This window comes from Desulfotruncus arcticus DSM 17038, from assembly GCF_900113335.1.
Lineage (GTDB): Bacteria > Bacillota > Desulfotomaculia > Desulfotomaculales > Desulfallaceae > Desulfotruncus > Desulfotruncus arcticus.
The window spans coordinates 216,096-229,703 of sequence record NZ_FOOX01000003.1 but is presented as its reverse complement, the minus strand read 5'-3'; the positions used below and the strand labels follow the sequence as shown (position 1 = coordinate 229,703).

The window sequence follows — 13,608 nt, the reverse complement described above, 5'->3', positions numbered from 1 at the left end:
ACTATAAAAACCTTATTAAATGAAATTAGACACAAATTCATATGTTCCTTCTTTTTTATTCAGGAAAAAATTTATAATTTTTTGTGGCGAAAAGCACAACCAATACCATTGTGAATCTATGCACATATAAGGCGCAAACCTTTTCTTGATTTTATTTTTTTGTATACACATTCACATCACTTTAAATATAGCATGAATCTATATTATTGACAAGCCTTAACAGCCCTCGCCAGTAAGCAAACCAAGATTCACGAGGACATCAAAATGATGTCCTCGCATACTTTTCAATATAGCCCTGTAATAATTCACTTTGGCCGTTTTCCAAAAATTCTTTCATCACTCTGGGACGACGAATCCTCGCACCTTCACTCACAACGCTTAAAACAAGATGGTTTACGTAAGGCACAAAGGTATATTGGCTTTCAACTATATCCATCGGCACAAATAACGTTTCAAGCTGGCCGATATCAGCAGACAATAAATGAATTAACTCGGCAGGCTTTTTATTTTGCCCACTTTTTACCTGTACCCGGTCACACTCAGGCATTTGATATTCCACTATTTCAGCAGGCAGTTCAATGCCATGCTGATTGCGGTAATTCTCCGCCAGATTTCTCATATTACGAAGTGCCTGTTCATTTGATTTCGGCTTACCCATTAACCCAAATATACGACAGGTAAAAGGCCTAACTTCATATACACTGCATTCATTATGCTCATCAAGAAACGGGCACCGCTGGTTAATATCCACAAGTTCCAGAAAATAATACCGAACAGCAGCAGACAATATTTCAGGCCATTTTTCCGGCATATTCTTGTTAACATGACGGAACATGTTAAGGTATTCTATAATGTAGGCCGGCTGCGGCACAGTACAACAGGTGGCACAGCGGTCACATTCGGTTTCCGGAACTTGTTCATAAACCTTGTTCAATTGGTCAAACAAGCCGTTTTCCTCGGCCTGGCTTACAGCTTGATGCAACTTAATCAGCGGCAGCATTTTATTAACACCATCCTTTCTACAATCACTGGATTATCTATTGCAACAATAACAAGTTTGAGGAAAGGAGACACACCTCCGCCTCTTAGGTCGTCGAAGACATGTCCCCAATTAGATGCACAACTTGTCCTTTATACATTATATAATAAAGTGTACAATAAAAAACACCCCGAAAGGGTGTTATTTATTTACATGCTTTACGGAATATTTTAGCTGCATCTTTATACTATTGTTATAAACCGGTGGAATAAGTTATTATTATTGTAATCTAATTGCAATTTATTTTTGGCAATTTGGCGAGGGCTAAACCGATGATTTTATTTAGTTTTTTGTTTATTATCTCCGGCCTCGGTACTGTAACCACCGGAGCATTACTATTGACGCTGCATATAGCCGGTACAGGAAAATGGCCTGGCGTTAGACCTCAACACTGGGATGCCAGAGTGAAAAAAATTGTCCTGGCAACAGGTAGCGGCATGCTATTAACTATAATTGGCATCCTGGCAGGCTATGGTATTTAATTATGATGGCAGCCGCCTTCATGATGGTGATCATCTCCATGGTGATGATTGCAACCCTGCGGCCGGCCCGTCAACTCGCCCCGGGCGAATCTGGCCACAACATCACTAATTTTACCACTGCCACCGCTGACAACATTTAAACCCGATTCCTCAAGCGCACTTAAAGCGTGCGCTCCAATGCCACCAACGATAACAGCATTTACAGCCTCGTCTTTCATTAAGCCGGCAAGACCGGAATGATTGTGCTGCAGGTTGTCTGCGGACACAATCTTTTGTGACACAATTTTATCTCCATCCAACTCAACAATAGTAAATTCCTTGCTCATGCCAAAATGCTGGTTAACATGGCCATATTCGGACGGAATAGCTATTTTCACTACCAATACAACTCCTTCTGTCAAATATTGAGCTATAGTTCATTATCATTTTAATTGTCGCCCCCCCCTTTTGTCAATAGAAAAAAGCGCACTTACCTACAGGCCACTGACAACCTATCTAATTACACTTTATTAAAGTATAAAAAAAATCCCACCCTTTATTTTGGGGTGGGTTGTTCTTTATTATACGCAACCGGTCGGTTTGGGTAAACCAGCTAGTTTACAAGCGCCCTTGGCTGGGCCGGACGGAAAGAGTTCATAGATCTGCTTCAGGCTGTATCCGGTTTGTTTGCACATTTTCCTTACCATCGGAGCTACCTGGAACTGCTTATAGTAATCACGCAGATAACGGATTACTTTCCAGTGATCTTCAGTAAGTTCCTTGATACCTTCACCTTCTGCAAACATAATAGCAACATCATCAGTCCACTCATCCGGGTTAACAACAAAACCGTCTTCATCAAGCTCGATTTGCTTTCCACCTATTTCGATAAAAGCCATAATCTCACCTCCGCATAATTTTGCATATAATTTTCTTATTCTCCCCTAAAAAATCTCTAATTATAATTTTTAGGGTTAAAAGCTTTTTGGCACTAGCAATATATTATCATTCTAGCAAGAGGAGTGCAACACATTCATGCACGAAAAACATCGTCTAAATTACTACTTGTTTTTTACAGTTTCATACTGTTGACCGAGGTTTAATCAGCATGTAATACTTTAAGACAATCCTCCTGTAGAACAACTTAATACGCGGGCAACTGGTAAAATATATACCCTGCCCGTTAGCTACTGCCCGTTAGCTACTGTCATGTTATGATAATTTCGACGCTCAATTTGATTTTTCCTTCAGATTGTGAAAAAAGCAGCTGCATATTTTTTCTTCAGCTGGTGAAAAAACAGCTACATTAAAATACAACTTTTCTTTAATATATAAATAAGGTACACTTTATACATGTGGGAGTGATTCATAAAAGTGATAGTGTTACAAGCAGCTCATATTGATAAATCTTTTGGCAGCGTTGACGTATTAAAAAACGCCACATTATCTGTGCGGGAAGGGGAACGGGTCGGCCTGGTTGGCCGTAACGGAGCAGGGAAAACCACCTTACTTAAAATTATTACCGGCAACCTTCAGCCCGATACAGGTGAGATAATTCGCCCCAGGGGCATTAGTATAGGGTATCTGGCCCAGGGCGGAGGACAGGAATCCAATCGCACAGTTTGGAATGAAATGCTGGACGTATTTGCCGGGTTAATTCAGCAGGAAAACCGGTTACGAGCGCTGGAAGCAAACATGAGCGCGCTGGATGTTTCATCCAACCAGACTTTATTCAATAAAGTTACCGAGGAATATACCCTCCTCCGCGAAAGTTTTAGTCGAAACGGCGGCTATGAATATGAGGCTGCCCTCCGCAGTGTTCTACACGGCCTTAAATTCACTGAAGAATACTATCAAATGATGGTCAATAATTTAAGCGGCGGTGAAAAAACCAGGTTGGCGCTGGCAAAATTGCTTTTGACCAAGCCCAATGTGCTGATTCTGGACGAACCAACGAACTATCTTGACCTTGAAACAATGGGCTGGCTTGAAAGATATCTTCAGTCTTATCCAGGCGCAATTCTTGCAGTTTCCCATGACCGCTACTTTTTAGATGCCTTGGCGCAGACAATATACGAACTTGAATTTTGCAGCCTGACGAAATATAACGGCAACTATTCCCGTTACCTGACAACTAAAGCAGAGGAACTGGAACGCCGGGCGAAACAATACAAAAAACAGCAGGAAGACATTGCGCGCCTGGAAGATTTTGTGCGCCGCAACATTGCCCGGGCTTCAACAACCGGCAGGGCCAAAAGCAAACAAAAATTACTTGAGAAAATTAAACCACTCGAAAAACCATCGTCGGATAATCATAAGATCTCATTAGCTTTGGAAGCAGCTCGCCATAGCGGCAAGGAAGTCCTTATTGCCAAAGAATTAAGTGTAGGCTACAACGGGAAGCCGGTTAGCCGCAATATCAATTTCACCATTTACCGTGGCGAACGGGTTGCCCTACTGGGACCTAACGGAACTGGCAAGACTACACTTTTAAAAACTGTAGCCGGTGTTTTAACACCGCTAGCAGGAACAATCAGAAAGGGATATCATGTTCTGGAAAATTACTACGACCAGGAACAAACCAACCTGAATTACGGCAATCAGGTTATCAATGAATTATGGGATGATTTTCCGGATTTTAATGAACAAGACATACGCGCGGTACTGGGTAGGTTTCTTTTCACGGGTGACGATGGTTACAAATTGGTCGGCGACTTAAGTGGCGGTGAAAAATCAAGGTTAGCCTTAGCCAAGCTTATCTGCGGGAAAGCCAATTTATTACTGCTGGACGAACCCACCAGTCACCTGGACATATTAAGCAATGAGGCACTGGAAGAGGCACTGTCAGGTTTTGAGGGCACACTCTTATTTATTTCTCATGATCGTTACTTTATAAACAAAATAGCAACTAGGGTTTTCGAATTAACTGAAACCGGAATTCAAAGCTTCCAGGGTAATTTTAACTATTATCAAAGTAAAAAAGCAGATTTGACCACATTGCACTCTACAGAAGGGAAAACGGTAACCGAGGGGAAAAGCACTTATCTCCGCCGCAAAGAGGTTCAACGTGAGGAAAGAAAAAAACTGCGCCGGTATGCAGAATTAGAAGCTTTGATCTGCTCATTGGAAGAAGAAATTAAAGCTTTGGAAAATGAATTATACGAGCCGGAAATATACAACGACCATGAAGCATATAGGCAAAAAAATAGTACCATGGAAAAACTCCGCCAGAAACTGGAAAACTGTATGGGTGAATGGGTTAAGCTGTCGGATACGATTACAGACGGATAAAAGGGACATTCTTCAAAGAGCTGTCCCTCCAACTTACTTTATTTCATTGAAAACAGAAATAAGCTGGCTCCAGGAGTCCACCACAAAATCAGAGCCGGCAGCTTCCAATTCGCCTCGTTCCGCCATACCCCAGGTTACCCCTACCGTAACCACTCCGGCATTATGTCCTGATTCTATATCAAAGTAACTGTCACCCACAAAAACCGCCTGACGGGGGCTTGCCCCAAAGTATTCCAGACAGCGCAGCACCGGCTGAGGGTCCGGCTTTGGTTTATCCACATCTTCCAATGACACAAGGTGGTCAAAATAACGATCCAAGCCTGTTACTTCAGTACCTCGCACCGCCATGATCCGACGTTTGGAAGTAACAACCCCCATACCTTTCACTAAAGGCTTAATTTGTGCCAGTGCCGGTATTGTATCTGGAAAAACACTTATAAAATCATCATGAATTTGCAATTGGTATTGGATATAACAATCAAAAAAATCCCGCCATTTTTCCCCTGCAAATTGCATGCAGGCCTCTCGTAACGGCAGGCCTACTGTCTTCATCACCGCGCCGTTTTGCCAGGGTATACCAAACTGCTTAAAAGCATGCCTGAATGAATTTTCAATAAGCGGCAGCGAATCAAGCAAAGTTCCGTCTAAATCAAATAACACATAATCTCTGGGCATAATTCATCTCCTGAAACAAGTTTTAACATATCAATTATATCAGAATGTTATCCCTTATTAACCCTTAAAACCCTTATCTGATAAAAAAAACACGCTCATTCAACTCCCTTAATGCATCGGCCGGATATAGCTTTCTCAAGCGCAAAATCACAACTCAACTTTGGACAACACACTTTTACATGTTATAATACAATTGTGTGCAATAATTGGATATTCGGACAAATTGTCCTTACATTTATCACAATGCATACAGAACCCTAAGGGAGGCGGTATAATTGTCTAAGTTGGTTTACGAAAAAGCAGCTGAACTCGGTAAAAGCATCATGGAATCCGACGAACTTAAAGAAGTTAAGCGAGCAGAAAATGCAATGATAGGGGACCCTAATGCCCAGGCCTTATTGAAAAGATTTCATGAACTACAACAGCTACAGAAAGAAAAGCAGAAAAAGGGGCAGACTCTGACCAAAGAAGAAACCCGTGAATATGAGGGTGTTCAGTTAAAGTTTATGGAAAACAAAACAATTAAAAATTTCTCTGAAGCCCAAAATAATTTTCAAGAAATGATGAATCAGATCATGAAAATAATTAAGGAATCAGGCCGCGAAACCGAAAAAGACAAGGAATAATTTTCTGAAATATAAAAGCCCCGCCATATCCCGGCAGGGTTTTTATATTTTAAAAAAGGCAGTTATTTATTGGCACTTTTTGCAGTATTAGTACTACCGTCCTGCCGCAGCAGCGGCTGACAGTATTTATATAGCACCTGATTAAAAAGCGTAATGTGGTGCAGTTCATCAACGATTATTCTTTCCAGTATAGTCTTAATATATGGATCATCAATGATGCTTTGGTGCCTCCGGTAGTTGGCTATAGCTGCCCATTCGCTGGCAATATCAGCGGAAATACGATCACAAAGGGCTGTGCCGTAGATTATAAATGATGCGCTCCAGTATGTTTCCACGTTATTTTGCCCTATGGTTCTAAACCGTGGGTCAACTCCCAGCTTGACAATGGTTTCGGCAAGCATTTCCTGGTGATGCATCTCTACAAGAGCTATACAGGACAACAGATCAGATATTTCTTTATACTCCTGCTCCAGTACGTAGTGGTGATAAAGGTACTGGGTAATGGCGGTAGTTTCGCTAACCTGACCGGCATAATCCTCCAATAACAATTGAGCATAATATGCATTTGGCTTTGTCACCCGGACCTCGGGATACGGCGCCTGATAGGCGCATTTAACAAGGGCCGGAGTAACACAGCCGCCATCTTTGACTGCAATGTTTGACATACCAAGATTCCCCCAATAATTGTTTTACAAAATACATATTAAGAAGAGTCCGTTGTTATACCGTTGGCTTATTACGATTAAAAAAGCTGCTGCACTATGAACTATTTAGCTCGTTTTGCAACAACTTCTTTTATTTGGTAAATAATGAAATTTCAAAGGCTTTCAATTATTCCGCCGGTCCATAAGGACGAAAAACCCTTTTATTTTTGTGCTACAAACTTTGCCCAAGAACACCTTGACAATCAACTCTAATGATGCTACCTTTATTTCGGACCTATGTTCAAAATAAAGGTGATGATAAGTAATGTTTTATATAGATGAACCGAAGTGTGCGGGTTGTGGAAAATGCATTAAAACCTGTCAGCAGGGAGCAATTAAATTTACCAATCAAAAAGCTAATATTAACAATAAACTATGTAGTGAATGCGGTATGTGTTATGAAATATGTCCTAATGGCGCTGTTGTTAAGGTTAAACTACCCGAAAAAAAATATCAAGAGGCTTCAAAAAATGTTCAAACCAAAACAAACACAGGTGTTTCAATAGGATCAAGACATACCGGCATCGTCACCAATCTTGCGGATATGTTTCAGGTGATTTATGATTTATTTGTTTCAAGGGTACAAAACCGGGCTTCAAACAAAAGCGGTCAATATAATCAATGTGGTTACCATCGCGGAAAAGGTTTGGGTCAAAAAAGGCGCGGGCGTAGAAAAGGGAGATTCTTTTAGGGTCATGACACCCATGAATATATACCTTTAACCTAACTGCGGTTATTACAACTTAATTATGGACATATGTAATTTTTTTGTTTTCATAAATTTAAGCTTGGGAACAATTCCAGATAGGTATGGAGGATAAACAATGCTGACACAAATTCGTCCATAAAGTCGTTACCCACACTTAACTCAAGATAAGTTATTTTCTCAGCCAGCATTTCAGCGTCGTCCCGCAACTCCCTTGAAAACAGGATCATTTTGGCACCCATTACTGAACTGTTACTGATGTATTTGTACCTGTCCATGGGAAGTCGGGAAACATGCCTATTCTTATAGCATCCGGCAGAATTATATACCGGCCGAACCCGCCGGCTATATATACCTGTTCAATTGCCTTCATTGGCAGCCCGACCATTTTTAGCATCGCCATGATACCTGCAAACGCAGGCCCAGCTTTTAAAGACCCGGCTGGGTGTATTGAAAAACACCTGGAACAGTTGGGAAAATAAGATACTCAGAATCAAGGATAACCAAAATGGAGCAGTGACTATAAGTGACTATGGTTTTTTGTAACAAGCTGCCCGATTTTTTACGGCGGCTTGTTTACATGATACCCCGCACCCTTTATCCGAATCGGTAAACTGGCGCTGGATCAACACACCAGCCCCGAAAAGATTGGAACAAATTTTATAGGAAAACCCTACGCCAGGGAGTAAAAAAAGATGAAAATCAATTTCAAATTAACCGGCAAACGAACCAATAAAGTCAAACAAAACGGGCCCCAAATACCTTGTTCAGGAATAACGCAACCAAGTAATAAAGACGAAGAAAAACTTAAACACTTACTGGATATGATCAACTGCTATCATAAATCTAATAGAACTAAACAACAAAAATAGTTCCAGGTTTGAATTGCATTAATCCAATTGAGAATAAACCGATTGAGGATCAACTTAATATTTCAATTTTAAAAAAGGAGTTTTGAGATAAGAGACGAATATTTATTTTGAACAAATGTTAAAAAAACAGGAGGGATAATTCAAAATGTCAAAGCTTATTGATAATGTTAAAGAGGTATTTAACAAAACAGCTATTTATGCTGTGGCAACAGCTTCTAAGAATGGGTTGCCAAATGTGGTACCAATCCATTATGTCAAATTATATGATGAAGAAGATACTATCTTACTGGTTGATAATTTTATGAATAAAACTACAAAAAATCTAAACGAAAACCCTTGGATTGCCATAAGTGTATGGGATTATGATAGAAAACAAGCTTTTCAAATTAAAGGCGAAGCGAATATTATCACGTCGGGAAAAGTCTTTGATGATGCAGTCTCCTGGGTTCAAAAAACTATGCCTCAATTGCAGCCTAAGTCTGCAATTCTTCTTAAAGTGACCAATGTATTTAATTGTCAACCGGGACCGGATATCGGCAAGGAACTGTAAATAATTACTCAATTAGCAAAGGCCTGGACAATTCACCAGGCCTTTGCTAATTCGCTTCCCCCTGCACGGGCGGGGTAACCGGCCCGGCCCGTAGAAACCACCATTGTAGCGATCAGTACCAATAATATGCAATCAATGAGTGCATATTAAAATAGATAAGGGCCCTACCACAAAACTTACATTTTGTAGCAGGACCCTAATTTCTATTATTATTGTTATTTTACACAAATTATGGTACCAAAGCCGGTATTCCCATTAAAGGCCAAACCACCAGTGCGAATATAGCCACTGTCACCAGGGCCAAAATAGTGAAGGGGATACCTACCATAAAGAACTGACCGGGCGTAAACTGCTTAGACTGGTACGCAATGGCGTTGGGAGCAGCTCCCACCAGCAGCATATAAGGCAATGCTGCCATGGCCAGCGAAGAAAAAAGAATCAGGTATGGGTTAACGTGCAGGTATCCGGCAATAACCAGCGCTACCGGCATCGTTATAGCGATAGCCGCCACGTTCATAATAAAGTTGGTCAGCATAACCACCAGGAAAGCGATTGCAGTTACAAATACCAGCCAGTGCGCATTTTGGAACATAGCCAGCCAGTGAACCGCCATCCACTCAGCCGCGCCGGTTTCCCACAGAGCGGTACCGATACTCATTGCGCCACCGAACAGCAGTACTATATTCCAGGGTACGTTCTTTTCCAGGTCTTCCACGGTGAACAACTTGGTCAGGAACATAATCAGTACCGCTACCAGCATGGGAATGCACCTGCTCATATCTTTGATAGCCGGTACAAATTGCTGTACCGCCAGGACGGCTATTACAGCAAGTGCCAATGCTATGACAAAAATCTCTTTCCCTGATACCGGACCCAGCTGTACATACATTTCATTCACTCTTTTGCGCAGCCCGGCAATTTGTTTCTGCTCAGGCTTATAGAACACAAAGCATAGCAGGAACCAGGTTACTATCACCATGGCATACCCAAAAGGCGCCATGGTCAGAGAGTACTGCATGAAACCAACTGAATTTCCGGTAAACTGCTGAAAAAATCCCAGGGCCACGGGGCCGCGGGCAGCGCCCAGCAGAGTAACCATACTGCCGGCGCCGGCAGCATAAGCCATACCTATAAACATTGCTTTACCAAAGTTGCTTGGCTCATCTTCCTTGCCATACAGACTCATAACCACAAGCATCAGCGGGAACATGGTGGCCGCTACAGCTGTGTGGGCCATTAAGTGCGTTAGCGCAGCTGTTACCAGAAACACACCCAGCAGTATTTTTCTTGAATCTTCACCAGCCACTGAAAGCATTTTAAAGGCCAGTCGAGTTGTTACACCGGCTTTGGTAAACGCCAAACCCAACAAAAGCGAACCAAGAATAAACAAAACAGAAGTATCCATAAACGGTGCAAACGCCTGTGTTGCTCCACGAATGGAGAAAGCGGCCTGGATAACGCCGATGGCGATACTTGTTACCCCTATGGGCACTACCTCGAATACCCACCAGATTCCCGCCAGCAGGAACAGCCCTATGGCTAATTGACCCTGCCGGGAAAGATCGAATACCTTACCCATTGGATCCACTGCCGAGGGCAACTGTGGCAAGAAATAAAATAAAGCAAAAAGTCCTATTCCCAGCAAAGCAAATGCTATTCTGCGCCACTCTTCGGACAGGCTATTGATCTTAGCCACCTCAACGGGTGCACCAACGGTTGCTTGTGTGGTGTTATTCATTATCACACCCACCCTTCCGAAAAAAAATTTTAAAATTATTAGTTCGTTAAATAATTAACTTGCAATCTTATAGTGAAATAGATCACTTGCATTTCTAAGTTTTGCACTACGTTTTTATATTTGCCTGTTATGTATTACCCCCCTTTCACCATTAAATATCTTTGAACCACATAATTGCCGGTACGGGAAGCTCTTTTCGCTTGTGCAATATGTAACTTTCCTGTATTATATTCTAATCCCGGCTCCATTGCAACTATTTTTTGTCACCACCAGTGAAAAATTACACAAATGTTTTTTCCATACATACCCAACGCAATTAAAGCAATGATATTCAGGAAGGAAATTAACCAAACTTACTGAAATAAACCTTGGAGGCTTTGCTTTTAAGCCAAAAAATTTATAGGGAGTAATTTAAAAATGAATAAAAAAGTTCTGGCTCTGCTTAGTACAGGTCACGTCGTAACTGATCTCAACCAGGGTGCATTACCAATGATGCTGGCTTTTTTGCAGCCAGCCTTTTCACTCACCCAACTGCAGGTAGGCATTGTGATGCTGGCGTTTAATCTGAGTTCATCCGTAATTCAACCCGTTTTTGGTGTTTTGAGCGATCGTTTTACTGCTTACTGGTTAATCCCAACCGGCTGCCTCCTGGCAGGCCTGGGCATGTCTCTGACAGGTTTTAGCCCCAATTATCACATGCTGCTTTTAGCAGCTCTCGTCAGCGGCCTGGGAATTGCAGCCTTCCATCCCGAAAGTTCAAAGTATTCTCGTTTTGCCAGCGGGCCGCGCAAGGCTACCGGCATGTCCCTATTTTCCGTAGGAGGTAACGCCGGGTTTGCAGCCGGACCGGTGCTGGCTACGTATTTCTTTGGATTAGCCGGGTTAAGGGGCTCAAGCGGCTTCTTGGCATTAAACGGTCTAATGGCTTTAATACTCTTGTTTTACCTTTCCACAATAACTGGAACTGGACCCCAAAAAACCAGGGTAACAGCTACAGATTATCATCAGGATAACTTACCTGAACCGGCGGACCCGTTAACCTTTAAATTGCTTTTACCTGTAATACTTTTGGTGCTGGTTGTAATTATGCGGTCCTGGGTTCATTTTGGACTTGTTACTTACTTGCCCCAGTATTATGTTCATTACTTGCACAGAAGCGAAACATATGCAGCCACACTAACCTCAGTATTCTTATTTGCCGGAGCTTTCGGCACACTGACAGGAGGCCCGCTGGCCGACAGGTGGGGTCTTAAAAATGTTGTAGTTACTTCCATGGCTTTAATGATTCCTTTATTATACCTTTTCGTTAGGCTTGGCAGTGACTGGACACCTGCCGTGGTAGCAATGCTGGGCTTTATTATCATATCCACATTTGCCGTCACCGTTGTTTTCAGCCAGGAGCTCTTGCCTAATAACGTAGGCCTTGCATCTGGATTAATCATGGGGTTTGCCATCGGTATGGGCGGAGTAGGTGCCACGTTGCTGGGTTACATCGCTGACCTATGGGGATTGCCCGCGGTTTTCCAGGTGATGATGGTTTTTCCCGTAATAGGCTTAATTCTGGCCCTTTTTTTACCGGGAAAAAAAGAAATTACCCGAAGAAACCTCGCAGAGGGGTAAAATTTTTTATTTTCACCTTTCAATTAGGGGCATTCCTCAAAGAGGATGTCCCTTTTCCTTAGTATCATTAAAATAATTAAATACCCGACAGTTAATCTGGTGCTTAGTTTTATAGTTTGACAGTTTAGCTTGATAATTAAGAGTCACTTAATACATCTACAATATAATTTTCGCTTTCAATATATCTGCACATATCCCCAATGGTTATATTATTGGGGTCGTAATCAACTTTAACCTTTTCCTCATGCATATTTACATCTATAAATAGAACCCCTGAGTATTTGTGGATAGCGTTCATCACATTTATCCGGTCCTCCGGGGTATTCATACCTTTAACTTCAAAAAGCACAGATTTCACAACCGGCACCCCCATGTGGTTATATTCTGACATGTTATTAATAGCTTTCTCATATGGATAAACCTTATACAGCATTTTTTATTTACTATGCAGGAAATGCCGGAAGGCTTGTCAAATAAAACTAAAAATGAATATCTATTCATTAGTTAAGGGAAGGTGTAATTATTGAGCTTTAAAACAATACTTTATGAAGTTAATGAAAACAAGATAGCTACTATTACGCTAAACAGGCCGGAGAATTTCAACGCCATCAGCAAAGAACTGGCAGGAGAGTTTGGTCGGGCACTACAGCTTGCCGGACAGGATGAGACTGTTAGAGTTCTGATCATAACAGGCAGCGGTAAAGCTTTTTGCGCAGGAGGAGATTTAGCCTGGCTTATGTCTTCGGACGATAATCTGAAAAAGAGGGAAATATTAGATCACGCCAGCCGTGTGGCCACCCTATTGGACAGTTTCACCAAACCGGTTATTGCTGCAGTTAATGGTACAGTTGCAGGCGCCGGAACAGCCATAGCACTGGCCTGTGACATAGTTATAGCGTCAGACCAGGCTAAATTCGCGCCCAATTTTGTAAATATCGCGGCGGTGCCGGACAGTGGTGCTTCGTGGTTCTTACCCAGAAAGGTGGGCTACCATAAGGCGGCAGAATTAATGCTGACAGGGCAATTATTGGATGCTCAGGAAGCATTAAGGCTTGGCATATTTAACCGGGTGGTGCCGGGTGCAGAGTTTGCCGGTTACGTGGAAAAACTGGCCTTAAGGCTTGCCACAGGACCCCAAAATGCCATTAGTTACATAAAACAAATGTTGAAACTGAGCTCCCGGAATACGCTTGCTTCTCAATTGGAGATTGAGGCTTCTCTACAATTAATGGCTTTGTCGGACAGCGATTTTCAAGAGGGTGTTCAGGCGTTTCTGCAAAAAAGAAAGCCTAACTTTAAATAAAGCAGGCCTTAAAAGTTTTTAGC

Annotated in this window: 14 protein-coding genes and 1 pseudogene; 7 read left to right on the top strand and 8 right to left on the bottom strand. The window is 42.0% G+C overall.

What is annotated here, in order from left to right:
* Positions 1-259: 259 nt before the first annotated feature.
* Positions 260-1,000 carry a YkgJ family cysteine cluster protein gene (locus BM056_RS05890; RefSeq protein ID WP_092469664.1) on the bottom strand — a complete coding sequence of 247 codons (741 nt, stop codon included), beginning with the start codon at positions 998-1,000 and terminating at the stop codon, positions 260-262.
* Positions 1,001-1,311: 311 nt separating this feature from the next.
* Between BM056_RS05890 and BM056_RS05885 the strand changes: the two genes are divergently transcribed.
* Complete coding sequence (locus tag BM056_RS05885) at positions 1,312-1,521, top strand: hypothetical protein (protein WP_092469662.1); 210 nt, start codon at positions 1,312-1,314, stop codon at positions 1,519-1,521.
* Here BM056_RS05885 and BM056_RS05880 read toward each other — a convergent pair.
* Together BM056_RS05880 and BM056_RS05875 are read right to left on the bottom strand one after the other, a co-directional pair.
* Positions 1,518-1,898, bottom strand: a complete 381-nt coding sequence (locus BM056_RS05880; RefSeq protein ID WP_092469952.1) for a NifB/NifX family molybdenum-iron cluster-binding protein — start codon at positions 1,896-1,898, stop codon at positions 1,518-1,520. The genes BM056_RS05885 and BM056_RS05880 overlap by 4 nt on opposite strands.
* 183 nt (positions 1,899-2,081) lie before the next feature.
* Entirely contained in the window at positions 2,082-2,399 is a 318-nt protein-coding gene (locus BM056_RS05875; protein ID WP_092469660.1) for a TusE/DsrC/DsvC family sulfur relay protein, read from the bottom strand.
* Positions 2,400-2,874: 475 nt separating this feature from the next.
* On the opposite strand from BM056_RS05875, the gene BM056_RS05870 reads away from it, so the two are divergent.
* Positions 2,875-4,791: an ABC-F family ATP-binding cassette domain-containing protein gene (locus BM056_RS05870; protein ID WP_092469659.1), complete on the top strand. Its 1,917-nt coding sequence runs from the start codon at positions 2,875-2,877 to the stop codon at positions 4,789-4,791.
* 33 nt (positions 4,792-4,824) lie between these two features.
* On the opposite strand, the gene BM056_RS05865 is transcribed toward BM056_RS05870, so the two are convergent.
* Entirely contained in the window at positions 4,825-5,466 is a 642-nt protein-coding gene (locus BM056_RS05865; RefSeq protein WP_092469657.1) for an HAD-IA family hydrolase, read from the bottom strand.
* A gap of 275 nt (positions 5,467-5,741) precedes the next feature.
* Here BM056_RS05865 and BM056_RS05860 point away from each other — a divergent pair, with 275 nt between their 5' ends.
* Positions 5,742-6,092, top strand: a complete 351-nt coding sequence (locus BM056_RS05860; RefSeq protein ID WP_092469655.1) for a YlbF/YmcA family competence regulator — start codon at positions 5,742-5,744, stop codon at positions 6,090-6,092.
* Between the two features lie 62 nt (positions 6,093-6,154).
* On the opposite strand, the gene BM056_RS05855 is transcribed toward BM056_RS05860, so the two are convergent.
* Positions 6,155-6,757: a ferritin-like domain-containing protein gene (locus BM056_RS05855; protein WP_092469653.1), complete on the bottom strand. Its 603-nt coding sequence runs from the start codon at positions 6,755-6,757 to the stop codon at positions 6,155-6,157.
* Between the two features lie 304 nt (positions 6,758-7,061).
* Here BM056_RS05855 and BM056_RS05850 point away from each other — a divergent pair, with 304 nt between their 5' ends.
* The gene (locus BM056_RS05850; protein WP_092469651.1) at positions 7,062-7,487 is read left to right on the top strand and encodes a DUF362 domain-containing protein; all 426 of its coding nucleotides are present in this window, start codon (positions 7,062-7,064) and stop codon (positions 7,485-7,487) included.
* A gap of 83 nt (positions 7,488-7,570) precedes the next feature.
* Here BM056_RS05850 and BM056_RS05845 read toward each other — a convergent pair.
* Positions 7,571-7,875, bottom strand: a pseudogene (locus BM056_RS05845) (ASKHA domain-containing protein).
* A gap of 644 nt (positions 7,876-8,519) precedes the next feature.
* Here BM056_RS05845 and BM056_RS05840 point away from each other — a divergent pair.
* Complete coding sequence (locus BM056_RS05840; protein WP_092469650.1) at positions 8,520-8,924, top strand: pyridoxamine 5'-phosphate oxidase family protein; 405 nt, start codon at positions 8,520-8,522, stop codon at positions 8,922-8,924.
* A 229-nt stretch (positions 8,925-9,153) separates the two neighbouring features.
* Here the strand turns inward: BM056_RS05840 and BM056_RS05835 are convergent, their stop codons facing one another.
* Complete coding sequence (locus BM056_RS05835; protein WP_092469648.1) at positions 9,154-10,662, bottom strand: SLC13 family permease; 1,509 nt, start codon at positions 10,660-10,662, stop codon at positions 9,154-9,156.
* A 417-nt stretch (positions 10,663-11,079) separates the two neighbouring features.
* On the opposite strand from BM056_RS05835, the gene BM056_RS05830 reads away from it, so the two are divergent.
* A complete protein-coding gene (locus BM056_RS05830) occupies positions 11,080-12,282 on the top strand; it encodes an MFS transporter (RefSeq protein WP_092469646.1) in 1,203 nt (400 codons plus the stop codon).
* Between the two features lie 136 nt (positions 12,283-12,418).
* Here BM056_RS05830 and BM056_RS05825 read toward each other — a convergent pair whose 3' ends face one another.
* The gene (locus BM056_RS05825; RefSeq protein ID WP_092469644.1) at positions 12,419-12,640 is read right to left on the bottom strand and encodes a heavy-metal-associated domain-containing protein; all 222 of its coding nucleotides are present in this window, start codon (positions 12,638-12,640) and stop codon (positions 12,419-12,421) included.
* Positions 12,641-12,805: 165 nt separating this feature from the next.
* Between BM056_RS05825 and BM056_RS05820 the strand changes: the two genes are divergently transcribed.
* Positions 12,806-13,585: an enoyl-CoA hydratase/isomerase family protein gene (locus BM056_RS05820; RefSeq protein ID WP_092469642.1), complete on the top strand. Its 780-nt coding sequence runs from the start codon at positions 12,806-12,808 to the stop codon at positions 13,583-13,585.
* Positions 13,586-13,608: the final 23 nt, after the last annotated feature.